General features: G+C 38.5%; 22 protein-coding genes and 1 pseudogene. 18 read left to right on the top strand and 5 right to left on the bottom strand.

The features are described 5' to 3' along the window. Nucleotides 1-23 precede the first annotated feature (23 nt). Nucleotides 24-872, bottom strand: coding sequence for a pantoate--beta-alanine ligase (gene panC, locus ACFO5T_RS03185; RefSeq protein ID WP_380031977.1), 849 nt, complete (start codon nt 870-872; stop codon nt 24-26). Between the two features lie 109 nt (nt 873-981). Here panC and ACFO5T_RS03190 point away from each other — a divergent pair, with 109 nt between their 5' ends. From ACFO5T_RS03190 to ACFO5T_RS03215, 6 genes are all read left to right on the top strand, one after another. Continuing rightward, nucleotides 982-1,794, top strand: coding sequence for a glycogen/starch synthase (locus ACFO5T_RS03190; protein WP_035325905.1), 813 nt, complete (start codon nt 982-984; stop codon nt 1,792-1,794). Nucleotides 1,795-1,803: 9 nt separating this feature from the next. Beyond that, the gene (locus ACFO5T_RS03195) at nt 1,804-3,582 is read left to right on the top strand and encodes a DUF4270 domain-containing protein (RefSeq protein ID WP_380031979.1); all 1,779 of its coding nucleotides are present in this window, start codon (nt 1,804-1,806) and stop codon (nt 3,580-3,582) included. Nucleotides 3,583-3,597: 15 nt separating this feature from the next. Beyond that, nucleotides 3,598-5,445, top strand: a complete 1,848-nt coding sequence (glmS, locus tag ACFO5T_RS03200; protein ID WP_380031981.1) for a glutamine--fructose-6-phosphate transaminase (isomerizing) — start codon at nt 3,598-3,600, stop codon at nt 5,443-5,445. 295 nt (nt 5,446-5,740) lie between these two features. Next, nucleotides 5,741-7,249, top strand: coding sequence for a F0F1 ATP synthase subunit beta (gene atpD, locus ACFO5T_RS03205; protein ID WP_035334816.1), 1,509 nt, complete (start codon nt 5,741-5,743; stop codon nt 7,247-7,249). Nucleotides 7,250-7,297: 48 nt separating this feature from the next. Continuing rightward, nucleotides 7,298-7,576, top strand: a complete 279-nt coding sequence (locus ACFO5T_RS03210; protein ID WP_035325900.1) for a F0F1 ATP synthase subunit delta/epsilon — start codon at nt 7,298-7,300, stop codon at nt 7,574-7,576. 70 nt (nt 7,577-7,646) lie between these two features. Next, nucleotides 7,647-8,123, top strand: a complete 477-nt coding sequence (locus tag ACFO5T_RS03215) for a hypothetical protein (protein ID WP_380031984.1) — start codon at nt 7,647-7,649, stop codon at nt 8,121-8,123. Nucleotides 8,124-8,133: 10 nt separating this feature from the next. On the opposite strand, the gene ACFO5T_RS03220 is transcribed toward ACFO5T_RS03215, so the two are convergent. The 3 genes from ACFO5T_RS03220 to ACFO5T_RS03230 form a co-directional block, all read right to left on the bottom strand. Then, nucleotides 8,134-8,343, bottom strand: a complete 210-nt coding sequence (locus ACFO5T_RS03220) for a helix-turn-helix domain-containing protein (protein ID WP_380031986.1) — start codon at nt 8,341-8,343, stop codon at nt 8,134-8,136. A gap of 3 nt (nt 8,344-8,346) precedes the next feature. After that, nucleotides 8,347-8,853 carry a hypothetical protein gene (locus ACFO5T_RS03225; RefSeq protein ID WP_380031988.1) on the bottom strand — a complete coding sequence of 169 codons (507 nt, stop codon included), beginning with the start codon at nt 8,851-8,853 and terminating at the stop codon, nt 8,347-8,349. Nucleotides 8,854-8,982: 129 nt separating this feature from the next. Then, nucleotides 8,983-10,755 (bottom strand): M61 family metallopeptidase, encoded by a 1,773-nt coding sequence (locus ACFO5T_RS03230; RefSeq protein ID WP_380031990.1) that lies wholly within the window; start codon nt 10,753-10,755, stop codon nt 8,983-8,985. A gap of 85 nt (nt 10,756-10,840) precedes the next feature. On the opposite strand from ACFO5T_RS03230, the gene ACFO5T_RS03235 reads away from it, so the two are divergent. The 3 genes from ACFO5T_RS03235 (at nt 10,841) to bioA (ending at nt 14,046) form a co-directional block, all read left to right on the top strand. Continuing rightward, nucleotides 10,841-12,025 carry an aminotransferase class I/II-fold pyridoxal phosphate-dependent enzyme gene (locus tag ACFO5T_RS03235; protein ID WP_380031993.1) on the top strand — a complete coding sequence of 395 codons (1,185 nt, stop codon included), beginning with the start codon at nt 10,841-10,843 and terminating at the stop codon, nt 12,023-12,025. 54 nt (nt 12,026-12,079) lie between these two features. Next, on the top strand, nt 12,080-12,712 hold the full coding sequence (gene bioD / locus ACFO5T_RS03240) for a dethiobiotin synthase (RefSeq protein ID WP_380031996.1): 633 nt from the start codon (nt 12,080-12,082) through the stop codon (nt 12,710-12,712). A 68-nt stretch (nt 12,713-12,780) separates the two neighbouring features. Then, complete coding sequence (bioA, locus tag ACFO5T_RS03245) at nt 12,781-14,046, top strand: adenosylmethionine--8-amino-7-oxononanoate transaminase (protein WP_380031999.1); 1,266 nt, start codon at nt 12,781-12,783, stop codon at nt 14,044-14,046. Here the strand turns inward: bioA and ACFO5T_RS03250 are convergent. Beyond that, complete coding sequence (locus tag ACFO5T_RS03250) at nt 14,043-14,486, bottom strand: cytochrome c oxidase assembly factor Coa1 family protein (protein ID WP_038597706.1); 444 nt, start codon at nt 14,484-14,486, stop codon at nt 14,043-14,045. The two genes, bioA and ACFO5T_RS03250, sit on opposite strands and share 4 nt — an antisense overlap. A gap of 133 nt (nt 14,487-14,619) precedes the next feature. On the opposite strand from ACFO5T_RS03250, the gene ACFO5T_RS03255 reads away from it, so the two are divergent. The 9 genes and pseudogenes from ACFO5T_RS03255 to ACFO5T_RS03295 all read left to right on the top strand — a co-directional run bounded on the left by ACFO5T_RS03255 (nt 14,620) and on the right by ACFO5T_RS03295 (nt 24,747). Then, nucleotides 14,620-15,774, top strand: a complete 1,155-nt coding sequence (locus ACFO5T_RS03255; RefSeq protein WP_375253215.1) for a beta-ketoacyl synthase N-terminal-like domain-containing protein — start codon at nt 14,620-14,622, stop codon at nt 15,772-15,774. A 134-nt stretch (nt 15,775-15,908) separates the two neighbouring features. Then, nucleotides 15,909-17,003 (top strand): biotin synthase BioB, encoded by a 1,095-nt coding sequence (gene bioB / locus ACFO5T_RS03260; RefSeq protein ID WP_035334803.1) that lies wholly within the window; start codon nt 15,909-15,911, stop codon nt 17,001-17,003. A 122-nt stretch (nt 17,004-17,125) separates the two neighbouring features. Further along, nucleotides 17,126-17,965 carry a cupin-like domain-containing protein gene (locus ACFO5T_RS03265; RefSeq protein ID WP_375253214.1) on the top strand — a complete coding sequence of 280 codons (840 nt, stop codon included), beginning with the start codon at nt 17,126-17,128 and terminating at the stop codon, nt 17,963-17,965. A 210-nt stretch (nt 17,966-18,175) separates the two neighbouring features. Beyond that, complete coding sequence (locus ACFO5T_RS03270) at nt 18,176-18,616, top strand: response regulator (RefSeq protein ID WP_298349148.1); 441 nt, start codon at nt 18,176-18,178, stop codon at nt 18,614-18,616. Beyond that, nucleotides 18,606-18,986, top strand: coding sequence for a response regulator (locus tag ACFO5T_RS03275; protein ID WP_380032003.1), 381 nt, complete (start codon nt 18,606-18,608; stop codon nt 18,984-18,986). Before ACFO5T_RS03270 ends, ACFO5T_RS03275 begins: the two co-directional genes overlap by 11 nt. A 3-nt stretch (nt 18,987-18,989) precedes the next feature. After that, complete coding sequence (locus tag ACFO5T_RS03280) at nt 18,990-21,713, top strand: TonB-dependent receptor (protein WP_380032005.1); 2,724 nt, start codon at nt 18,990-18,992, stop codon at nt 21,711-21,713. Nucleotides 21,714-21,719: 6 nt separating this feature from the next. Further along, entirely contained in the window at nt 21,720-23,504 is a 1,785-nt protein-coding gene (locus ACFO5T_RS03285; protein ID WP_380032007.1) for a YfiR/HmsC family protein, read from the top strand. A gap of 127 nt (nt 23,505-23,631) precedes the next feature. Continuing rightward, nucleotides 23,632-24,213 (top strand): annotated as a pseudogene (locus tag ACFO5T_RS03290) (methyltransferase domain-containing protein). A gap of 21 nt (nt 24,214-24,234) precedes the next feature. Next, entirely contained in the window at nt 24,235-24,747 is a 513-nt protein-coding gene (locus ACFO5T_RS03295; protein WP_380032009.1) for a GTP cyclohydrolase, read from the top strand. The last annotated feature ends 48 nt before the right edge of the window (nt 24,748-24,795 follow it).

Raw genomic sequence — 24,795 nt, forward strand, 5'->3', positions numbered from 1 at the left:
GTGCAAAGGTAATAATAAGGTGTTTAATTTAAGGCGATGTTATCTATAAGTCTCACCTCGCCAGCATAAACGGCAAGGAAAGCGCGATATTGTTGATTTTTACGCTTTCGCGAAAGCGTACGAAGATTTTTGATATTTACAATCTCAAAATACTCCAGCTCTAGTCCATCTTTTTCTTTGTAGATAGACTCGATATATGCTTTCAATTCTCGTGCCGAATGTGTGTCAAAATTATCTTTTACATACAATAGCGACTCGTATATGAAAGGAGCGATATCAAGTTGATGTGCTGTAAGCCTCGCATTGCGGCTACTCATCGCGAGACCATTCTCTTGGCGATGTATGGGGCAACCTATAATTTCTAAATCAAGATTTTCTATATCAACGAGCTTGCGCACAATGGTGAGTTGCTGGAAATCTTTTTCGCCAAAATATGCCTTGTGAGGATTAACTTGTCTAAAAAGAATGTTTAAAACGGTACCTACACCATCAAAATGTCCTGGGCGATGCTCTCCTTCCATTACGGTTTCTAAATGGCCAAAATCATAGCCTTTTGAAGACACATTATCCCCATAGATTTCTTCTGGTGACGGGTTGTAAACAGTGACCTTAGACCCATAGTGAGATAAAAAAGCGAGATCCTTTTCTATGGTTCTGGGATACTTTTCTAAATCTGTAGCGTTATTAAACTGCGTGGGGTTTACAAAAATACTTACTACAATAAGGGCACAGTCTTTGAGTGCATAGTCTATTAGTGAGGCGTGACCCTTGTGCAATGCACCCATTGTGGGTACAAAACCTACGGTTTTACCTTGCGCTTTTGCTTGACTGACGATTTTAGAAATCTGATTATGAGCTGTGATTGCTTGCACTTTACCAAAATTTTAACGGGGTGCAAACTTACTAATATTAACCCTAAGTGCGTAAAAATTCGTACTTTTGCGTGTTTTTTGAATAGAATAACAACCTAATTTTACATATATGAAAGATAAGAGGATATTGTACGTGTCATCTGAAGTGATTCCTTATCTACCAGAGACCGAGATTGCCTCTATGTCGTTTGAAGCTCCTCAAATGGTTAATTCCAAGGGAGGGCAAATACGCATATTTATGCCTCGCTACGGCAATATTAATGAGCGCAGGCACCAACTACACGAAGTGATTAGGCTATCAGGAATGAATCTTGTGATCAATGATTTTGATATGCCACTTATCATCAAAGTTGCATCTATACCTAAAGAACGTATTCAGGTTTACTTTATAGATAACGAAGAATATTTTAAGCGCAAAGCGACCTTTACAGACGAAGATGGAAATCTTTTTCCTGATAATGACGAGCGTGCTATTTTCTTTGCAAAAGGAGTGGTGGAGACGGTTAAGAAATTAAACTGGGCGCCAGATATTATACACGTTCAAGGGTGGCTAGCATCACTTTTGCCTTTATACTTAAAGCAATATTATGCCAGTGAGCCACTTTTTACACAAAGTAAAATTGTGACATCTGTGTATAATCAAGGTTTTGAAGGTTCATTAAATAGTGAGTTGCTCAACAAAGTTGCTTTTGATGGAGTAGATCCAGAGACTATAAAAGAGCTTGAAGATCCAACTTACGAGAACTTAATGAAGGTGACCATTAGAAATAGTGATGCAGCCATTGTGGGGTCTCAAGACTTAAACGAAAACTTGCTTAAAATTTTAAATACGACCAAAATCCCTGTTCTGCCGTATAAGAAGAAAGAGGAGTTTCCTCAGGCATACGAAGATTTTTACACTACCCAAGTTTTAGAAGAATAGATAGTTGCTATGAAGTTGAACAAATTATTTAAGCAAGCACTTGCAGTAGTGGGCCTTGCGTTATTGATTATATCTTGTGAGGATGAGTTTGGTTCTATAGGGACAGACATTGTAGGGCAGGTAAATTTTGAAACAGAGGTAGCTCAAGATTTTGAGGTTGCAGCATATAGCCGTAATTATGCAGATGCTTCTGGTTTTAATGGAGTGCAGACTAATGGTTCTCAGATAGGTGTTGTAGGTTATTACAATGACCCTACTTATGGATCTACTACGAGTAATTTTCTTTCACAAGTGGCTTTGTCAAGAACCAATCCTGACTTTGGAGATAATACAGAAGATAACCCTACAGTAATCGACTCTGTTGTCTTTTCACTAGCATATTTTGCGACTAATGAAGGTACAGATGATGATGGAGCTTCTACGTATACACTAGATTCTATTTTTGGAAATACTCCAGGACAGATGAAATTATCTGTTTATAGATCTAACTTCTTTTTAAATAGCTTAGATCCAAATTCAGATTTTGAAGATGCCGCATTATATTTTTCTAATGAGATTGGAGATTTTGCTGGTGTAGAGGGAGATTTGCTATTTGAAGTAAGAGATATTAACAGTGCTGGGGAACTGGAAGAAGGTTTTGTACCAAGTGCAGAGGAGCTTGTTCTTACAGAGCCAGTTCTTGACGATGATGGAAACATACCAGAAGATCCAGAGTTTGAAGTTTCTGACAGGTTGAGCCCAAGAATTAGAATGGCTTATGATAATACCACAACAACAGGTGCAGAGGTTGTTGCTTACTGGCAAGAAGCTATTATTAATCAAGAAGACACAGGAGTTCTACTTAATAGCAATACATTCAACGATTATTTTAGAGGTCTTTATTTTAAAGCAGAGCCTATAGATGATAAGGGTAGTACTATTCTATTTAACCTAACAGGGGTAGATGTAACCATATATTATAGCTTTGAAGGAGATGATGACTCAGGCGAACCAGGAGAATCTACAGATGATGGTGTAGGGGATATATCACTCTCTTTGAGTGGTGTACGTGCTATAGGGTATACAAACGATTTTGGAATTAGCCCAATAGGCACAACAACATTTAATGATAGCCAGAATACGGTAAATGGAGAAGAAAATCTATACCTTAAAGGTGGTGATGGTTCTATCGCGCTTATAGATTTATTTGGAGCAGATGCAGATGCAGATGGTGTTGCAGACCAACTCGAAGCTTTGCGTTCTTGTAATATCCTAATAAATGAGGCAAACTTAACTTTTTATGTAGATCAAGAAGATCTTAATGATGCAGGAGCTGGTCAGTTAGAGCCAGAGCGTGTTTTTATTTATGACTATGATAATAATAGTACGCTTTTAGATGCTGCCATAGATGTAACTACAGGAACAAATGGTCCTGTTGATACGCGCATAAATCATTTGGGAAGACTCACTAGGGAAGTTGAAGATGATTTAGATAGTGATGGTGTAAGCTATAAAGTTAGAGTGACTCAGCATATCAATAATATTATCCAAAATGATTCTACAAATGTACGTCTCGCGCTAGCGGTTTCTCAAAATGTAACTGTTGAGAACACTGCGCTTATTGGAGGTACGGGTGATTCAGAAGACGGGCAAAGAATTCCATTGTCTTCTGTTATCTCTCCAGAAGGAACGATATTGCACGGTAGTGCGAGTCCAAACGAAGAAAAGCGTTTGAGATTAAGAATTTTTTACACATTAACAGAGGAAATAGATCCTACTAGCCCTTGTGGCATAGCATTAGGACTTTAAAAAATAAAATTACATATGTGCGGAATTGTAGGTTACATAGGTCATAGAGAAGCTTATCCTGTAGTTGTTCAAGGTCTAGAAAGGCTTGAATACAGAGGTTATGATAGTGCAGGTATAGCACTATATGATGGAACGGACGTTAAGTTTTCTAAAACAAAAGGAAAAGTTGCAGATTTACGAGCTAAGCTCGAGTCAGATATCACTACAACTGGTGGTATAGGGATAGGTCATACAAGATGGGCCACTCACGGAGTGCCTAACGACGTTAACTCTCACCCTCACTTTTCAAATTCTGGAGATTTAGTAATAATACATAATGGTATTATTGAAAATTACGATCCACTGCGTCAAGAGCTTATTTCTCGTGGCTATACTTTTGAGTCTGATACAGATACAGAGGTTCTTGTAAACTTAATAGAGGATGTCAAGAAAAATGAAGGTGTAAAGCTTGGTAAGGCTGTGCAAATAGCGCTTAATCAAACTATAGGTGCCTATGCAATTGCAGTATTTGATAAGACAAAGCCAGACGAGATTGTTGTGGCAAGATTAGGAAGTCCGCTTGCGATTGGTGTGGGAGAAGATGAGTTCTTCATTGCATCAGATGCGACTCCTTTTATAGAGTATACAAAGAAAACCATCTATCTTAAAGATGGTGAGATGGCGGTAATACGCAATCATAAAAAATTAAAAGTACGTAAGATTAAAGATGACTCTTTAGTTGATCCGTATATAGAGGAGCTTCAGCTTAATCTTGAGCAAATAGAAAAAGGTGGTTATGATCACTTTATGCTTAAGGAAATTTATGAGCAGCCTCAAGCTATTAAAGATACTTTCCGTGGGCGTATGCTTGTAAAAGAAGGTATTATAAAAATGGCGGGTATTGATGATAATATCGAGAAGTTTAAAAACGCTCGTCGTATTATCATTATTGCCTGTGGTACTTCTTGGCACGCAGGTCTTGTGGCGGAGTATATTTTTGAAGAATTTGCTCGCGTTCCTGTAGAGGTTGAGTACGCATCAGAGTTTAGATATCGTAATCCGGTTGTCTTTAAAGATGATGTGGTAATTGCTATCTCACAAAGTGGTGAAACAGCAGATACGATGGCGGCTATTAAACTTGCCAAAAAACAAGGAGCATTTGTATTTGGAATTTGTAATGTAGTAGGTTCATCTATATCTAGAATTACAGATGCTGGAGCATACACACACGCAGGTCCAGAAATTGGGGTTGCATCTACAAAGGCGTTTACAACACAGATTACCATACTTACGCTTATCGCACTTAGATTAGCGCAAGCTACAGGTAAGATGGCAGACTCAGAGTTTAGAAATTACCTTCAAGAACTAGAGAGAATACCTGGAAAGGTAGAGAAAGCTCTTAAGTGTAATGATCAAGCAGAGCTCGTAGCAGCACAATATAAAGATGCGCCTAATGCACTTTACCTGGGTCGTGGGTACAACTTCCCAGTAGCGCTAGAAGGAGCATTAAAGCTCAAAGAAATCTCATACATACACGCAGAGGGATACCCAGCTGCAGAGATGAAGCACGGGCCTATCGCTCTTATTGATGAGATGATGCCAGTTTTTGTAATCGCTATGAGAAAAGGCCATTATGAGAAAGTGGTAAGTAATATTGAAGAGATTAAAGCACGTAGTGGTAAAATAATAGGTATTGTTACAGAAGGTGATACAGAGGTAAAACGCCTTGCAGATCACATTATCGAAATACCAGAAACTCTTGAGCCACTCACACCTATACTTGCAACCATACCGCTGCAATTACTGTCTTATCACATCGCTTTGATGCTTGATAAAAACGTAGATCAGCCACGTAACCTTGCAAAGTCCGTTACGGTAGAGTAGGTAGTAAATAATTAGAATTTTTTAGAAGGATATTTTAAACTCAAGTTTAAAATATCCTTTTTTTATGCGTTACTTTTTGGTTGGGCTAAAAAGTTTTTGTCATAGAAATTATCACGGGTAATAACCGTAACCCCTAGTTTTTAGTGCGCTTTCGCGAAAGCGTAATCATCTCTAAAAAAAGCACTTCAAAAACTTACACTTTACACTTTTGCATAAAAAATTAAACAGTATCTTTGCACGACGAAAAACGACAAGTTTTTCGCTATTATTTTGCTAAACATTAATATAGAGACTAATGTCACAAGTTACAGGTAAAGTTGCACAAATTATAGGCCCAGTAGTAGATGTCGCTTTTGAGAGCGGAACTGAGTTACCTAAAATTTACGATTCACTAGAAGTTACAAACTCAAACGGAACAAAATTAGTTCTTGAAGTACAGTCACACATTGGAGAGAATACAGTACGTACAATCTCAATGGACTCTACAGACGGATTAAGCCGTGGAGTGGATGCTGTTGCAACAGGATCTGCTATACAAATGCCTATTGGGGCAGATATTTATGGTCGTCTATTTAATGTAATAGGTGATGCTATTGATGGTATGGATGATCTTCCTAAAACTGGAGATGCAGGTTTACCTATACACCGTAGCGCACCAAAATTTGAAGACCTATCAACATCTACAGAAGTACTTTTTACAGGTATTAAAGTAATCGACCTTATTGAGCCTTATGCAAAAGGTGGTAAGATTGGATTATTTGGAGGAGCAGGAGTAGGTAAAACAGTACTTATCCAAGAGTTGATTAACAATATTGCAAAAGGTCACGGTGGTCTTTCTGTATTTGCAGGAGTAGGAGAGCGTACACGTGAAGGAAATGACCTTTTAAGAGAGATGCTTGAGTCTGGTATTATCAAATACGGAGATGACTTTATGCACTCTATGGAAGAAGGTGGATGGGACCTTTCTAAAGTAGATAAAACTGCGATGAGAGACTCAAAAGCAACTTTCGTATTCGGACAAATGAACGAACCACCAGGAGCACGTGCACGTGTGGCACTTTCTGGACTTACTATAGCTGAGTACTTCCGTGATGGAGCAGGAGAAGGACAAGGAAAAGATGTACTTTTCTTCGTAGATAACATCTTCCGTTTTACTCAAGCAGGATCAGAAGTATCTGCACTTCTTGGACGTATGCCATCTGCCGTAGGTTACCAGCCTACACTAGCAACAGAGATGGGTGCGATGCAGGAGCGTATTACTTCTACAAAAAGAGGATCTATTACATCTGTACAAGCGGTTTATGTACCTGCAGATGACCTTACCGATCCAGCACCAGCAACAACCTTTGCTCACCTTGATGCAACTACAGTACTTTCACGTAAGATTGCAGAGCTTGGTATTTACCCAGCGGTAGATCCACTTGACTCTACATCACGTATCCTTACTGCAGATATCTTAGGTAATGAGCACTATGAGTGTGCACAAAACGTAAAAGAGCTTTTACAGCGTTATAAAGAACTTCAAGATATTATTGCCATCTTAGGTATGGAAGAATTATCTGAAGAAGATAAAATGGCCGTAGGACGTGCACGTCGTGTACAACGTTTCCTTTCTCAGCCATTCCACGTAGCAGAGCAGTTTACAGGTATCCCAGGAGTTCTGGTAGATATTAAAGAAACTATCAAAGGATTTAATATGATTATGGACGGAGAGTTAGATCACCTTCCAGAAGCAGCATTTAACCTTAAAGGAACTATCGAAGAGGCAATCGAAGCAGGAGAAAAAATGCTTCAAGAGGCTTAAGAGATTTTTAATTACGCTTTCGCGAAAGCGTACTATAAATTATAAACTATGCATTTAGAAATTGTAACTCCAGAGGCATCTCTAGTAAGCGGTGAAGTATCATCGGTTACCGTACCAGGTGTTAATGGTGAATACCAAATGTTAGATAATCACGCAGCAACTGTTTCTTTACTAGTAGCAGGTACTGTAAAATTTGAAGGAAATCCTACTATAGCCGATGGCCAAGAAGGTAAATTTACCAAAACACCAGACGGTAAGTGGTCACTTGTAATTGCTAGTGGTACTGTAGAGATGAACAACAATAAAGTGATTGTGCTAGCAGATTAAAGCGCATTAACATACACTATTAAAAGCCCAAATTCTTATGAGAATTTGGGCTTTTTTGTATTATTAACGTATGATAAAAGAAGATGTAGTTATATCTCAAGGCTCAAGGTCGTTACTTGAAAATATTATTGCGGCTACTTGTTATACAGCGACTTTGTTTTGTTTGTATCAATCTTTTGTAGATTTAAAACACGTAGGAGGGTATGCTTATTTTGGTACTACTTGCTTTATATTTGGTTTACGATATTCTATCTCAAAATATTATCGATTTAACTTTAAGAATCATCGCTTTAGAGATATGTCTACTATAGGTAGTATTGAGTGGGGCAATTGGGTGCAATATGAAGAGTTAAGTTATGTTGCCGTTTTTCTTAACTCTAAAGATTTCTACGAGATTAATTTATGGTACGATGAAAAACGACATTTTAACCTTTCTAATTATCAAGATTTAGATGATGCACTTGATGTAGCTCGTGGTATAGCTCTACAGTTGGAACTAGATGTTTATGATGCGGGTACAGACCCATATAATACGAAATGGCTTTAAGCCTTTAAGGCTATTTTTCTGTAGAATACTCCAGTATGTCGCCAGGTTGGCAACCTAAGGCCTTACAGATAGCCTCAAGCGTAGAGAAACGCACTGCCTTTGCTTTACCCGATTTAAGTATAGAAAGGTTTGCTGTGGTGATGCCTATGATTTCTGCGAGCTCTTTGCTCTTCATCTCACGATCTGCAAGCACCTTGTCTAAGTTTATCGTTATAGGCATAGGTTATATGGTTAGATCGTTTTCTTCATTGATAGTCTGTGCTTTTGCAAATGCTTCACTCAAAAACATAAAGAAAAGCCCAAAGAGGATAAACACAAGCATCCCACCATCAATGTTTATTTTTAATTCACTCAGGACAAGGAGGTCTACGATAATCTTGACAATAGTTGCTCCAATTCCAATCGCTATAAAGTAGTTGCCTGCTTTTTTAAAATTAGAGATAACCATTTGTGTAAAATATACACCAGTAGCTAGGATATCCACTGTATTTTTAATCAACCTAATGGATAGAAAGTATAGCAAGTATAGCGAGCCTATTAGAAAGAGAACGATAGCAGTTTTTGTGGAGGAAAGCGAGTTTATGTTTATTTGATCACCAAAAAATGAAACCTCAGTTTTCTTTCCTAGATATAGAAGAAATGGGATGGTAATAAGCCCTATCGCAAATAGTATTACCATTAGGTAGTAGTAAAGGGAAATTAGTTTTCTAAGAATTGCTAAATTTTTCATTTTATTATCGTTTTACAATAACAAATATATAAAAATTATTGAAAAACAATAATTTTATTTAAAAATCACACATAAAAAATCCCCAGCACTATTTTTAGTGCTGGGGATATAACCTTTAAGGATGGCCCTTTACTTTTCTTGTAGCCAGTATTTTTTGAGCTTACGAGCTTTTTTACCTGCCTTTTCATCGGTGGCGATGGTGTAGGTAGGATCTGCGCTTACTGTTAGGTTTGTGGTTGTCTCGCTACCAAAACGTTTATAAGTCACTGCAATCGTTTGACCTACAGTGAGCTTTTTAACTAGCGCATTGTAGGCATCTACAGTCGTTATCGCTTCTCCATCTACTGCAGTTATAAGATCTCCTTTATTAAGCTTTGCAACATATGCAGGCGAGCCTTTTGAAGTTGGGCTAGCAATTCGTAATCCGCTTTCAGCGGCGTTTACACGTAGTCCTAGATACGGTTTGTTTTTGTCTCGTGTGATTTTCAGACCGGCATTTGTAAATAGGTTTTGATAATCTGGCATCTTACTATCATAAATATATTGAGAGAAAAACGCTTTCGCGAAAGCGTCACCCGCATATCCAGAGAGTACATTTTCAAGATCTTGAATACTGTATGAAACCTCCTTTTTTCCAAACTGATTCCACACCGCTTTAAAATAGTCATCTAGATTAAGCCCTTGCTGGCGTAATGATAGGTCAAGCGCTAGACCTAATACACTTCCATAAGAGTAGTATGAGATAAAGGTGTTGTTTCTATTTACAGGATCTACAGAGGTCGCGGCATCTACAAAAGGTGCCTGGTAGCTCATCTCAATAGGGTTAAAATAATCGCGGGCAGGCGAGTTCCATACATAGTTGAACGTTCGGTTGAGTCCTTTTACATAATCTTCACTGGTGATAACGCCTGCGCGAGCAAGAATTAAGTTAGTGTAGTAGCTTGTAAAACCTTCGGCGAACCATAGAGAGCCACTCATATTTGCTGCTGTAAAGTCAAAGGGCTCGAGATCTGCTGGGCGTATGCGCTCGACATTCCACGAGTGAAAAAATTCGTGAGAAACCGTTCCTATATTGCCTTGCATACCACCAGCTGCTAGTGATTCTCTATCGGTAAGTATCGTACTGTTGCGGTGTTCCATTCCATCACCAGAAACGTGAGGAGCGTAACAGGCAAGGAAGGTGTACTCGCCAAAATCATAGGCAGGCAACTCTCCAAACACTTCTTTTTGTGCAAGAACAATGGCTTTTACCTTATTCCAGTAGGCGTCAAAATCTTCTGCACTGTCATCACTATGCAATGCAAAACGTATGTTTTTACCATCTACCATAAACTCTCGCAACTGGTAATCACTTACCTCTGTAGGGCTGTCAAAAAAGTATTGTAAATCTGGTGCTGTAAATGTTGTTTGTGAGACTTTTTTGAGTTGGCTAGCAACTTTCCAGTTTAAGTCTTTCCTTACATTAAAGTCTATCTTGATAGGGCGATGCTCTTCTCCTTCCATAAACATAAATGTTGCAGGCATATTGAGGTGTGCGTGTGACTCATCTATTTGTGAGTACGTGCCATCTGCCCTATTTGCAAAGAGTGTGTAGGATATGTTTATTTCTCCATCGTGATTTTCAATCTCCCAAGAGTATGGATCTGGTCTGGTTGCCTCTAGTATTTCTCCTTTACTGTTTGTTGCTTTAAAGTCAAAGACATTTTTTGCAAACTCGTGTATGGCATAACGTCCCGGTGATGATCTACTCATACGTACGGTAACGGTCTTCTGTTTAAGTTCTGGGAAGGTAATAGCAATGCTAGCCTCGTGATGTACAGCATTTTCAAAGGAGATGCTATACCCATTAGTTTGAGCGATACAAAAGGAGCTTAAGAGTAATGCAATAAGAAGTAATCTCATAAAGGAAAGTTTAGATTTTAAAAGTAAGAAACTAACGGCACTTCTATCCCTACAAAATGTCACATTGGTGAAGTATCTTTACCATATGTTACCAAAAAAATTACAGAAAAAACTAGATGCTCGAAAAGCTACGCAAGCACTACGAGTACTCACGCCTCCAGCAAATCTCGTTGACTTCTCATCAAACGATTATTTAGGGTTTTCTAGTAATAGTAGCATCGCCCAGAAAATTACAGCACGCGCTCAGGCTATATTGCAAGAAGAGCAGCTCAGTGCAAATGGAGCCACAGGGAGTAGATTGCTGTCTGGTAATCACAAGCTATATGCTCGCACGGAGGAGATGCTAGCAGATTTTCATAAAGCTGAGAGCGCACTTGTTTTTAATAGTGGGTATGATGCAAACGTGGGCTTCTTTCAGAGTGTGCCGCAGCGCGGGGATCTTATACTCTACGATGAGTATATACACGCTAGTATACGAGATGGTATACAGATGAGCCCAGCTAGAGGCTATAAGTTTAAGCATAACGATATCGCCAGTATAAAAAAGCTGGTCTCTAGGTTGCGAGAGATGCATCACCTAGATGATCAAGAAGGTGCCATCGAGCTATACCTTGTGACCGAGTCTGTTTTTTCTATGGATGGTGATACGCCAGACCTTCTTGCTATTGCAAACATCTGTATGAAAAATGGCATACACCTCATTATAGATGAAGCGCACGCAACCGCTGTGCTGGGACCTCAAGGCGCCGGACTCGTACAAGAACTCCATTTAGAAGATAAGGTTTTTGCACGCATTATCACCTTTGGTAAAGGGATAGGTGCGCACGGAGCGGCGATTTTAGGTAGTGAGGCTTTGAGGAGCTATTTGGTAAATTTTGCACGGTCTTTTATTTATACCACTGGGCTGCCTCCACACTCACTTGCCGTTATTTTAAGTGCTTATGAGCAATTTTTAGAATGTACAAATGAGGATGCACCAGAAGTTGTGAACTTGCGCAAACTTATAAATCATTTTAAGGCCGAAGTACAAAGATTAGCTTTAGGTGGGCTCTTTATAGATAGTGACTCTGCCATACATTGTGGTGTGATACGTGGTAATGATGCGGTAAAGACGCTTTCGCGAAAACTAAAAGAAAACAACTTTAACGTCAAGCCTATTTTATCACCCACAGTGCCTCAAGGTCAAGAGCGCCTGCGTATTTGTTTGCACGCATATAACAGTAAAGATGAAGTTACTGAGCTTCTAGAATTAATAAAAAGCCAATTATAGCACAAAACAAGCTCAGTCATTAAAGAGCTTTGTTGAACTACAAAAGAATATAGGATGAAAGATAAACAAGCTACATATTTCATTACGGGGATTTCTACAGATGTAGGAAAGACAGTTGCTGCAGCCATTGTTACAGAGGCCTTACAGGCAGATTACTGGAAGCCAGTACAGGCTGGAGATCTTGATAATAGTGACACTCACAAAGTCAAGCGATTAGTTAAAAATGAAATATCGCAATATCACGATAACAGCTTTGCATTACAGACACCTATGAGTCCGCACGCGGCTGCTGCTATAGATAATGTAACCGTTACCGTAGATAAAATCAAAAGACCAGAAACCACAAACTCACTTGTAATCGAGGGTGCAGGCGGCTTACTAGTCCCTATAAATGACACCGAAACCATTGCAGATGTAATAAACCCTACAGATAAAGTGATTGTAGTATCGCGTCATTACCTAGGGAGTATTAATCACACACTGATGACTATCGAGTTGCTCAAGGCACGCAATCTTGAGATAGGTGGTATTATATTTTCTGGAGATGAGCATCCTACCACAGAGGCTATTATTAAAAAAATGAGTGGTGCAACCGTAATAGGTCGTATTGATGAAGAACCCTACTTTGATGAAAATGTTATTGCAGAGTATGCAGAGCGCTTTCGCGAAAGTGTAATAAATCTCTAGACTATTTTTAAATTCTTTCTAACTAAGAAGGCTATTGCCTTAACTAACTTTGCACTAAACTTATAATTGTGACTATACTAGAAAAAGACAGCAAGCACCTCTGGCACCCACTCACGCAGCATCAAACGGCTAGAAATCCTATTGTGATTACCCGCGCAAAAGGAGCCGTGATGTATGATGATGCTGGTAATGAGTATATAGATGGTATAGCATCTTGGTATACCGCAATGTATGGTCACGGTAATGAGTATATCACTAGCGCGATGCATAAACAAATGCAGCAGTTGGATTTTGTAATGTTCAGCGGGTTTACGCATCCTCCAGCAGTTACCCTTGCCGAAAAGTTGGTAGAAATTTTACCAGGTAACCAAGAGAAGGTGTTTTTTAATGATAACGGCTCTACAGCAGTAGAGGCGGCTATCAAAATGTCACTGCAGTATTATCACAACAAAGGAGATAAGAGAGACACGCTTATCGCTTTTGAAGATGGTTTTCACGGCGATACCTTTGGGGCGATGAGCGCCTCGGGTTTGAGTTCATATAACGGTCCTTTTGAAGATTTTTTACTTAAAGTAGAACGTATCCCAACTCCGCAAGAAGATAATCTTGACGAAGTAATGGATATGCTAGAGGGGATACTTGCATCAAATAAATGTGCGGCTTTTATTTTTGAGCCATTAGTACAAGGTGCTGCTGGGATGAAGTTCCACTCGGTTGCGGGTCTTGATGCGCTTGTAAAAAAATGCCGTGAGGCAAATATACTCACCATTGCAGATGAGATTATGACCGGTTTTGGAAAGACGGGAACCGTCTTTGCCTGTGACCAGTTAGATAATAAGCCAGATATAATGTGCCTCAGTAAGGCACTTACTGCGGGAATGTTTCCGCTCAGTATCACAAGTTGTACTCAGGAAATCTTTGAAGGCTTTTTAAGTGAGGAAGTACATAAAGGATTTTTTCACGCACATACCTTTAGTGCGCATCCCGTAGGTTGTGCTGCGGCTATTGCAGGAATTGAAGTACTGCAAACCGAAGAAATCACACAAAGTAGAGAGCGTATTAACGCTGCTCATATGGCATTTGCAGAAACTGTAAAAGCACATCATAAAGTGAATAATGTGCGAGTAAAAGGTGTTGTAATCGCCATAGATCTTACTATAGAGATGGCGCGTTATGGCAACCTGCGTGACGAGCTCTACCAGTTTTTTATGCTACGAGGCGTAGCGCTTAGGCCGTTAGGTAATACCATTTATGTGCTACCGCCTTATGTAATTACAGATAAAGAGCTGGCCAAAGTGTATAGCGCTATACAAGAAGCGCTAGATCATTTCTAGTTGTCTTCTAGCAGTAGTGGCGATAGGTCAATCACTTGGTCACTGTCATCTATAGTGACATTATAAACCTCATACACTTTCTCATCATCCTCACCACTAGTGATGATATGTATCACGCCAGTTCCGTTAGGGCCTTTTATGGGAGTTGTTGCATTAGTTCTTTTTTCTCCATTATTAAAAGAGATATTAAAACTCCCAAAACCATCACTTTCTATAGGTTCTCCTAGTACAGCAATCACTTCTTGGTTAGATTGTACTTGAGCCAGCGCCTCATCACTTCCAGAAGCTGTTTTGATTTTATTTGCAAAAGCAAAGACGCCACCTACTATTAATATGACTCCTATTACGACTATAGAGAGGCATCCTCCTACGGGTACAGCCCATTTCCAGTTGCGTTTCCACCAGCTAGGCTTCTCTATAAGTTCATTTTGATTATCCATTGTGATTGATTTTTAGATAGGTAACAGTTATGAGGTAAAAGTTACACTTCTTTATAAGAAAACTCAAAAATAGATGGGGTACGCTTTCGCGAAATTGTACTTTTGTAAATCCAATTTTAAACAAACTTATACTTTGAAAACTCCTATAGCTATAACCGGTCTAGGTTCTATCTCTCCATTAGGTTCAAATGCTGAAGAGCAGTGGAACGCATACCAAGAAACAACTACAAAAATTGCTTGGGAAGAAGAGCTAGAAGCATTTACTGCAAGGTTAACACCAGAGGGCCAAAAAGCTATTCAGGCTATACGTCGAGAAGATAAAAACTATTTAAGAATTGATCCATCTGTACTATATGCTCTTTATGCAGGTAGAATTGCTGTAGCGCAAGCAGGATGGAAAGATGGAGATTTTGGTATAAACGTAGGTTCTTCAAGAGGTGCAACGCAACTTTTTGAAAAGTTTTTTGAAACATACAAAGAACGAAACATCGTTCCTACACAGGCATCACCATCTACTACGCTAGGTAATATTTCATCTTGGCTAGCAAACGATTTAAAATCTACTGGACCAGACATATCGCACTCTATAACGTGTAGTACTGCTTTACACGCTTTATTAAATGGCGTGGCGTGGTTACAATCTGGAATGGCAAAAAAATTCTTAGTAGGAGGTTCTGAGGCGGCACTTACACCGTTTACCATTGCACAAATAAGAGCAATGAAACTCACACCTACAGAAGAGGGTACAAGTGCATATCCTAATATGGCACTTAACCTCTTTAAAAAGAAAAACACAATGGTACTAGGAGAAGCTGCAGCAGTAGCTTGTCTTGAGTTAGGAAAAAAGAAAAATGCACTTGCATATGTAACTGCAGTAGGATATGCTACAGAGATGCTAGACCACGCAGTATCAATATCTGACGAGGGTCTTTGCTTCCAGAAATCTATGAAAATGGCACTGGGCAAAACAGACCTTTCTGAGATAGATGCTATTGTAATGCACGCACCAGGTACACTTAAGGGCGATACCTCTGAGATGGGCGCTGTAAAAGCCGTTTTTGGTGAAGAGCTACCTATGCTCACTACAAACAAGTGGAAAATAGGTCACACCTTTGGCGCAAGTGGTTTGTTAAGTTTAGAGCTTGCTATAAATATGTTGCAAGAGCAACGTTTTATAGGTGTACCATACCTCAAGGATAAAACAAAAGATCAATCTCTTAACAAGATTCTTGTAAACGCTGTAGGTTTTGGAGGTAATGCCGTGAGTATTATCGTAGAGAAAGCTTAGGGTAGTATTACGCTTTCGCGAAAGCGTACCAAAAGAACTTTTAACACATAAAATTATACCAGTACTGGCTACATTTTTTTAAAAACTTAGTAATAGCCATTTACTTGCTTAAGACTATTTCATATTTTTACGTTATGACAGAAATAAGACACAACTGGACCAAAGAGGAAATACTCGCTATTTATAATAAACCTATGATGACGCTTTTATATGAAGCGGCAACTACCCATCGCGAGCATCACGATCCAAATACGGTACAAGTTTCTACCCTTTTATCTATAAAAACTGGTGGATGTCCAGAAGACTGTGGGTACTGCCCGCAAGCGGCAAGATACCATACAGATATAGAAGGTAATGACCTTATGTCTGTACAACAAGTAAAAGCACAGGCATTACGTGCAAAGGCGTCTGGAAGTTCACGCGTATGTATGGGAGCAGCCTGGCGTAATGTAAAAGACGGACCAGAATTTGATAACGTATTAGAGATGGTACGTACCATAAACAAGCTAGATATGGAAGTGTGCTGTACCCTTGGTATGGTGACAGAAAACCAAGCAGAGCGTCTAGCAGAAGCTGGATTATATGCATACAATCACAACCTTGACACCTCAGAAGATTATTATAAAGATGTCATTTCTACGAGAGCTTTTGAAGATCGTCTAGATACGATTTCTAACGTGCGTAAGACTAATGTGACCGTATGTTCTGGAGGAATCATAGGTATGGGAGAAGCTGTAGAAGATAGAGCAGGAATGCTTGCGGCACTTGCAAAGCTTGACCCACAGCCAGAGTCTACACCTATTAATGCACTAGTGGCAGTACCTGGTACGCCTATGGAAGATATAGATCCTATATCTATCTGGGAGATGATACGTATGGTTGCAACTACAAGAATAGTATTACCACAAACGCAGGTGAGACTATCTGCAGGAAGAACAGAGATGAGTAGAGAAGGACAAGCTATGTGCTTCTTTGCAGGAGCAAACTCCATCTTTGCTGGTGATAAACTACTTACTACACCTAATCCAGATGTAAATGAGGATATGAAAATGTTTGATCTATTAGGTCTTACTCCTCAAAAGCCTTTTGTTAAAAAAGCACAACCAGAATCTGTAGAAGCAGTAGATTCTAAGTTTGAATCACTTGGAGAAAAACCAAAATGGTCACGCCCAGGACACAAAATAGAGCGCAACGAAGAGGCAAAACTTGCCGGAAAAGCGCTTAAGTAGGCAGAACCATATTTGAAGTAATATCGTAGATATACGCGAGAGTATATCACAAAACACTAACTCCCAGAAGGGAGTTAGTGTTTTGTGGTACTATAGCTTTACATAATTTAAGGTCATCTTATATGCAGTTACAAGAAATTACAAGAGTACATACCATAACCAAAAAGGAATTTTTACGTGATTACGTAAAGCCGCAAAAACCCGTGGTTATAGAGCACCTTATAGATGACTGGAAGGCTTATGATAAATGGAACCTAGCCTACATAAAAGATATAGCCGGAGATAAGGAGGTGCCACTCTATGATGATAGACCCGTAAAACACGATGAGGGTTTTAATCAAGCGCACGCCACAATGAGTATGCGTGAATATGTAGACTTGCTCAAAAAGGAGCCTACTAACTATCGCATTTTTCTGTATAACTTAATGAAAGAAGTTCCTTCATTAAAAGAAGATTTTAAGTTTCCAAAAATAGGTTTAAGGTTACTCAAGCAAATACCTATGCTGTTTTTTGGTGGAGAGGGGAGCAAAGTCTTTATGCATCACGATATAGACTGGGCAAATATCTTACACTTTCACTTTGAGGGTAAAAAGCAATGTGTGTTATTTCCTCCTAGTGAGACGCCACATCTTTACAAAGTACCTTACTCTCTCATCACCCGCGAGGATATCAACTTTGATGATCCAGATTATGATAAGTTTCCAAATCTTAAAAAGGCAAAAGGTTTTATTTGCCATCTTAATCACGGCGAGACACTGTATATGCCAGAAGGATACTGGCATTATATGAAATATGAAACTCCTGGATTTAGTATGAGCTTACGTGCGCTTCCGCGAAAAGTGTCTAACCTCAGGAAAGCACTATACAATGTGTTCTATATGCGCCACTATGATAACTTTATGAGACGCCGAAAAGGGCAGGCGTGGATAGATGAAAAAAATGAGCGAGCAATGAGCAACTAAAAGTGGTGTTATATCTCTTTATAAATGACTGAGTGCCGCACTAAATCTTAAAATAACACTAACATATTACAATGACTTAACATTGAAAGTGTTTTTTATCTATTATAATAGCTATTATATCGATAATTTTTCATTTTTTCAAGCTACGTTGTATTGGGAATAATGTTTTTTTGATATTTGCTTCATACCCAACCCCTAGAATACCCTATAATGAAAAGAGTCCTCTTAATAGATGACGACAAAGCTGTAAATTTTTTTAATGAACGAGTTGTTGTAGGCCACTCGGAATTTGAACACGTCAAAACAGTACAGAGCGGAAAAGATGGTTTATTGTTTTTAGATCAAGTTGTATCTGGAGAAGAAGTCAAGCCAGACATCATATTTTTAGATATTAATATGCCTGCTATGAATGGATGGGAGTTTCTAGATCACTATGAGCAACTCAATGCTGATTTTAGAAGCGACATACAAGTTATTATCCTTTCTAGTTCATCAAATCCAGAGCACGTCAAGAAATCTATTGTAAATTATAAAGTGAGAGATTTCATAAATAAGCCACTTTCTTTTAACATACTCGATGGTGTTTTGAAAACCGTAAATGACACTTCTTTCAGGTCACAAGAAATAAATAAACTCAACTTTGAAGTATAAAGCCTTATTAATAGACGACAGTAAACCTGTATCTTATTTTAACAAAGTTGTATTAGAAAGATCTGGTAAATTTTCTTCTATTGAAGTAGCGAGCAATGGGCTTGAAGCTATTCAAGCTTTAGATGCTGGTTACTTAGCCGATATTATTTTTTTGGATATCAATATGCCAGTAATGAATGGCTGGGAATTTTTAGAACACTACCAGCAGCGAGAAAATCATAATATCCCTATTATATTGCTTCTTGCAACGATGCCCAGACAGGCAGAACAAGATAAACTAGCGACTTACCCATTTGTAAAAGGGGTAAAGAAAAAAATGCTTTCACCAGAGATGCTTGAAGAGGTGATCGATCAAATGATCTTAGTTTAAATAATGTGTAATGTTATAGCTATAATGCCTAAGTATACTAAGTCCTTACTATTTCTTGTCTTTATAATTTCAACAGTAAGTTATAGTCAAACTAGAGCAAAAATTGTTGGTGTAGTTACAGATAATTATGGCGTGCTTCCTGGAGCATTAGTCTCAATAGAGGGCTATAATAAATCAACACGAACAGACATAGATGGCGCATTTTCTTTTGAAGTAGATGAAGGAGAATACATTCTATCTGCAAATTTTGTAATGTATAACGTGCAGTACAGTACTGTGGTTGTAAAAGCGGGAGAAACAAAGGAGATAAATTTTAAGCTTGAAACTGGTTTTTCGGCAGATGAGCCTATTTCTCTTGGTACTAGATCAGACCCAGTCTCTTCATTTCAGAACACAGCCTCTGTAGATATTATTTCGCCTCAGCAAATTACAAACTCTTCGCAAATAGAGTTAAGTCAAATTTTACATTATCTAGCACCATCTTTTCATTCAACACATCAAACCATAGCAGATGGTACAGATCATATAGATCCTGCAACTTTAAGGGGGCTAGGCACAGATCAAGTACTTGTGTTAATAAACGGTAAGAGGAGACATAATAGCTCACTACTTAATGTAAATGGTACGATAGGTCGAGGTGCTGTGGGAACAGATTTTAATGCCATACCAGTAAGTGCTATTGAAAGAGTAGAGATCCTTAGAGACGGAGCTACCTCACAATATGGATCTGATGCTATTGCTGGAGTAATCAATATCGTATTAAAGAAACAGACTAATGCTATCACACTTGATAATTTAGTAAAAATTAATCAAGAGGGCGATGGTCTTACTCAGTTTGCGGGAGCAAATTTTGGGATGAAAATAGGTAAAGAAGGCTTTTTGAACCTAACAGGGGAGTACCGAAAAAGAGAAGCTACAAACCGAGCAGGTAATTATACAGGTAGTGTCTATGTAGATAACCCAGAAGAAGATGCTAACCTCATTGAACAGAATGATTTTTATAATCAAACAGGTTATTCAGATAGACAGGTAATGCAAATAGGAAATGCAGAGACCCAAAATCTTGCAATCCATTTTAATGGTGAGATTAAAGTGTCAGACAGTGCTCAGGTATATCTTAATGGAGGGAGAAATTATAGAGAAGGTAAAAGTGCTGGTTTTTATAGATTCCCAAAAGATCAGGATCGTGTAATAACAGATTTATTTCCTAATGGATTTTCGCCTCAAATTCTTACAGATATTCAAGATGATGCGGTTACGCTAGGCATAAAAGGGGTAAAACGTGAGTGGACTATAGACTTTAGCCACTCTATAGGCAAAAACTCTCTAGATTATACGGTAAATAATTCTAACAATGCATCAATGGGGGTAGCATCACCCACTACTTTTTATGCTGGAGGGTTTTTATACAGTCAGAATACATCAAACATTGATCTTTCTAAATCTTTTAACTGGCGTTCTGGACTTAACTTTTCCTTTGGAGCAGAGCTTAGAGTAGAAAATTACCAGATAGGAGCGGGAGAAGAAGCCTCATATATAGATGGAGGTAGCGTTTTTATAAATCAAGACGGAGAAGAAATACCTCGAATAGCAGGAGCGCAGGTTTTCCCAGGAATTCAACCAGACAATGAGCTTAATAAGTTTAGAACAAATAGCTCTTTTTATGTAGACGTAGAGGCAAATGTGACAGACCAGTGGTTAGTACAAGGAGCAGCAAGAAATGAAAATTATAACAACTTCGGGAATCAAATTATATGGAAACTAGCCTCACGTTATAAGGTATATGAAAACACAAGTATAAGAGGTGGCGTTGCTACAGGCTTTAGAGCCCCATCGCTACATCAAGTGTTTTTTCAAAATATAAGTACTCAGTTTATAGATGGTGATATTGTACAAGTGGGTACGTTTAATAATGAGAGTGCACTTACTGCCCAAGCTTTTAACGTAGATAAATTAAGACCAGAGCTGTCTAATCACTACAGTGCTGGTTTAAGTAGTAAGATAAATGCAAACCTTTCTGTATCTCTGGACTACTATTATATTTCTATAAAAGATAGAATTGTTCTTTCTGGTAGAATTGCAGAGGGTTATGAGAATATTCTTGATCCTTTTGGCGTAGGAGCGGCGCAGTTCTTTACAAATGCTATAGACACAAAGACTTCAGGTTTTGATGCTTCTGTAGTATTTAAAAAATCATTGGGAACTGGAAATATAGAAAGCTACTTAGGTTTTAATATTAATAAAACTAAGTTGGGAAGCGATATTAGGGTTCCAGTAGCTTTTGAGGGGGCAGAAGAGGTTATTTTTAATAGAGAAGAAATAGGACGCCTTGAAAAAGGACAACCGGGTTATAAACTTAGTTTTAGAAATTTTTATGACGTTCAAAAACTCCGTGTTCAACTTAATAACACATTGTTTGGGCCAGTAACGTATTTCCATCCAGAAGATGGCAACTCAAATAATTGGGTTCTCAATGAGTTTACTGGCAATATAGAGTCAAGAGATCAAAAATTCTCACCAAAGATAATTACAGATCTATCTGTAGACTATCAGTTTAGTTCAAGGGTGAGAGCTGCTATAGGTGGCAACAATATCTTAAATGTGTATCCAGATAAGCATACCCATTCTTCAAATACTAGTAATGGTAATTTTGTTTATAGTAGAAGGGTTGGTCAGTTTGGGGTACAAGGAGCAAACTATTTTGTAAAGGTAGCTATCAAGCTGTAGTGACTTATGATGAGAGGAGGTAGTTTTTTAAAATCAGTTATAATCATCTTCTTTCTAGGGGCGCTAGCCTCTATGAGTGCACAGCAACAACCCAGCCAAGTCTCGAGAGTACAAAGAGCTATTTATATCTTTAATATAGCGCAGCAAGTAAGCTGGCCAGAACCGCTAGAAGAGCAGTTTGTAATAGGCGTGCTGGGCCCAGACAGAACGCTTATTGACCTCAGAGCAATGGCTCAACAAAGAAGAGTACAAGACAGACAGGTTGCTGTAGTAAACTTTTTATCCATAAAAGATATTCAAGATGTAGATGTACTTTATGTAAATAGAAAGTACAATTACCAGATGCCGTATGTCCTACAATCCCTAGAGAATAAGGGAGTGCTAGTTATTGCAGAAGACTACCTATTTAATTCCTCAATGATTAACATAGTGCGGGTAGGAGAAACTTTTAGACACCAGATTAATCAAGGCTTATTAAGCCAAAATAGCTTTAAGGTAGCCCCGTCACTACAGTCATATGCAATTGCAAATTCAGAAAAATGGCAAGCACTTTTTGAAGAGGCGCAAGATTCTCTCCAGACAGTTCTTGCAAATGCAAAAGAAAAGGATGAGGTAATTAATCGTCAAGAACGTGAGTTGTTAAGTCAAAACGAAATTATAGATACCATACAAGAAATTGTAAAGTATAAAGACAACTCTATACAAGAGTTGAGAGAAGTAGATAAACTACAAAAGAAAACTATAGAAGACAAAAGGGAGATTGCACAGCAGCTTGAGATCAAAATCAAAAATCAATTAAGAGAACTAGATAAGCAAGAAGTTTTTTTACAAAATAGCAAGAGAGAAATCAAGCTTAGGCAAGACAGTATTGAGGTGCAAAAAGTAAGTATAAGTGATCAAAAAAAGGTGCTGCTCGAGCAGTCTTCAGAGTTAGACCTAAGAGCTACTGTAAACTGGTTACTTACAGGTATAGCGCTATTATTTCTTATTGCTGGTTTTGTACTATACAAGAATTATCGCACAAAAAAGAAACTTATAGAGCAACTCACTATTCAAAATGCAACCATACTTGAGCAAAAAGAAGAATTGAGTCAAAAAAATGAAGACCTAGAGCAGTTTGCATATATCGCTAGTCACGACTTACAAGAGCCACTTAATACTATTTCTAGCTTTATAGGCCTCATAAGAGGAGATTATGGAGAACAGTTTGATGAGGTGGGAATGCAAAGTCTAGAATTTATAGAAGAAGCAAGCGATCGTATGGCTAAGCTTATAAATATGCTTCTTGAGTATTCTAGAATAGGTAAAACAAGAGTTTTTACTCAGGTTGACACACATAAAGTACTGCAAGATTTAGAGAAAGACATTACATCACTTGTAACACGCACAGGTGCCACCATAAATTACACACAACTGCCAGTGGTGTCTGGCTCTGAAGTGGAGCTACGCTTATTGTTCCAAAACTTAATCACAAATGCACTCAAGTTTTGCCCGGAAAACAAAAGTCCCGTTCTCAACATAACCACAACAAAAGTGAGTAATGTAGATAACCCATCACAAGGTATGTGGCAGTTTTCTTTTTCAGATAATGGTATAGGTATACATCAAGCACATCAAGATCGCATTTTCTCCATCTTTCAGCGACTACATACTAATGATGAGTATGAGGGAACCGGTATAGGTCTTGCACACTGTAAAAAGATTGTAAGTATCCATAAGGGAAGCATTTGGCTAGAATCAGAGCTTGGTAAAGGGACCACCTTTTACTTCACAATACCCTACGGTATATAATTAGGGTCTTTTTACGCTTTCGCGAAAGCGTAACCACAAGCAACACAAACTACATTTAAAATCTGCTACCAGTAATTTACTTAAATTGCTATGCACTAGATGTTGTTTTAAAACTAAAGCCTAAATGATGGAACTCACGTCAACATATTGGAATAATCGCTATGCAGAGGGAAGTACAGGTTGGGACCTAAAAGAGGTCTCTCCACCTATCAAAGCCTACCTCGATCAATTAGAAAATAAGGAGCTTAAAATTTTAATCCCTGGTGGCGGTTATAGCTATGAGGCTCAGTACTGCTGGGAGTAGGGGTTTAAAAATGTGTATGTAGTAGACTTTTCTCAACTTGCATTAGAAAATTTGAAACAGCGAGTGCCAGATTTTCCTAGTTCGCAACTCATACAAGAAGATTTCTTTACATATGACGGTCAGTTTGATATTATCATAGAGCAAACGTTTTTCTGCGCATTGCAGCCAGATTTGAGACCTGCTTATGTTGCACATATGCATACATTGCTTAAAGATAAAGGGAAGCTCGTAGGCTTACTTTTTAACTTTCCTCTTACTGAGAAAGGACCACCATACGGAGGAAGCACTACAGAATATGAAAACGTGTTTTCAAAACACTTTGACATTCAAAAAATGGAGACAGCCTATAACTCAGTAGCTGCTCGTGCAGGTAAAGAGTTGTTTATCAAAATGGAGAAAAAGTAAACTAGTTAATATCACAACACAATGATCGTACAACTTGCCGAAGGAACTATTAAAACCAAATACGGTATCTACAAAGAGATACTCTTTTATGATGGCATCAAGGAGTCTCACGCGCTAGTGATGGGAGATGTCTCAGGAGCGGAAGATGTACTTTGTAGGGTACATTCCTCGTGCATTTTTGCTCACCATTTTAATAGTATAGAGTGTGACTGCCGTGAGCAAATGGAAATATCACAGCAACTTATAGAACGAGCAGGAAAGGGCATTGTAATCTGGCTAGAGCAAGAAGGAAAAGGAAATGGTCATTATGCACTCCTCAATACCTTACCGCTTAAAAAAGAAGGTATGCCGCAGGCAGATGCGTACGACGCTGTAGGTTTTCATAAAGACAATCGTGATTTTAGCGCTGCAGCAAAGATTTTGAAGCATCTAGAAGTGAATTCCATCACGATGATTACGGGTAATGAAAAGAAAACCAAAACTCTCACAGATCTCGGCATATGTGTAAGTGGTATTCAACCTACTGAGTTGTAATGTGAGTACGCTTTCGCGAAAGCGTAACTTAAAAAAAGTACCCTTAAA

The sequence above is a fragment of the Dokdonia genika genome, assembly GCF_042652845.1.
In the GTDB taxonomy this organism is placed as follows: domain Bacteria; phylum Bacteroidota; class Bacteroidia; order Flavobacteriales; family Flavobacteriaceae; genus Dokdonia; species Dokdonia donghaensis.

Excerpts from the sequence above, each read along its gene's own strand:
- ACFO5T_RS03195 (WP_380031979.1), top strand. The coding sequence starts at position 1,804 with ATGAAGTTGAACAAATTATTTAAGCAAGCACTTGCAGTAGTGGGCCTT.
- atpD (WP_035334816.1), top strand. The coding sequence starts at position 5,741 with ATGTCACAAGTTACAGGTAAAGTTGCACAAATTATAGGCCCAGTAGTA.
- ACFO5T_RS03220 (WP_380031986.1), bottom strand. The coding sequence starts at position 8,343 with ATGCCTATAACGATAAACTTAGACAAGGTGCTTGCAGATCGTGAGATG.
- ACFO5T_RS03280 (WP_380032005.1), top strand. The coding sequence starts at position 18,990 with ATGTGTAATGTTATAGCTATAATGCCTAAGTATACTAAGTCCTTACTA.
- bioD (WP_380031996.1), top strand. The coding sequence starts at position 12,080 with ATGAAAGATAAACAAGCTACATATTTCATTACGGGGATTTCTACAGAT.
- ACFO5T_RS03190 (WP_035325905.1), top strand. The coding sequence starts at position 982 with ATGAAAGATAAGAGGATATTGTACGTGTCATCTGAAGTGATTCCTTAT.
- bioB (WP_035334803.1), top strand. The coding sequence starts at position 15,909 with ATGACAGAAATAAGACACAACTGGACCAAAGAGGAAATACTCGCTATT.
- ACFO5T_RS03265 (WP_375253214.1), top strand. The coding sequence starts at position 17,126 with ATGCAGTTACAAGAAATTACAAGAGTACATACCATAACCAAAAAGGAA.
- ACFO5T_RS03250 (WP_038597706.1), bottom strand. The coding sequence starts at position 14,486 with ATGGATAATCAAAATGAACTTATAGAGAAGCCTAGCTGGTGGAAACGC.
- ACFO5T_RS03210 (WP_035325900.1), top strand. The coding sequence starts at position 7,298 with ATGCATTTAGAAATTGTAACTCCAGAGGCATCTCTAGTAAGCGGTGAA.
- ACFO5T_RS03295 (WP_380032009.1), top strand. The coding sequence starts at position 24,235 with ATGATCGTACAACTTGCCGAAGGAACTATTAAAACCAAATACGGTATC.
- ACFO5T_RS03225 (WP_380031988.1), bottom strand. The coding sequence starts at position 8,853 with ATGAAAAATTTAGCAATTCTTAGAAAACTAATTTCCCTTTACTACTAC.
- ACFO5T_RS03235 (WP_380031993.1), top strand. The coding sequence starts at position 10,841 with ATGTTACCAAAAAAATTACAGAAAAAACTAGATGCTCGAAAAGCTACG.
- ACFO5T_RS03270 (WP_298349148.1), top strand. The coding sequence starts at position 18,176 with ATGAAAAGAGTCCTCTTAATAGATGACGACAAAGCTGTAAATTTTTTT.
- ACFO5T_RS03285 (WP_380032007.1), top strand. The coding sequence starts at position 21,720 with ATGATGAGAGGAGGTAGTTTTTTAAAATCAGTTATAATCATCTTCTTT.
- ACFO5T_RS03215 (WP_380031984.1), top strand. The coding sequence starts at position 7,647 with ATGATAAAAGAAGATGTAGTTATATCTCAAGGCTCAAGGTCGTTACTT.
- ACFO5T_RS03230 (WP_380031990.1), bottom strand. The coding sequence starts at position 10,755 with ATGAGATTACTTCTTATTGCATTACTCTTAAGCTCCTTTTGTATCGCT.
- glmS (WP_380031981.1), top strand. The coding sequence starts at position 3,598 with ATGTGCGGAATTGTAGGTTACATAGGTCATAGAGAAGCTTATCCTGTA.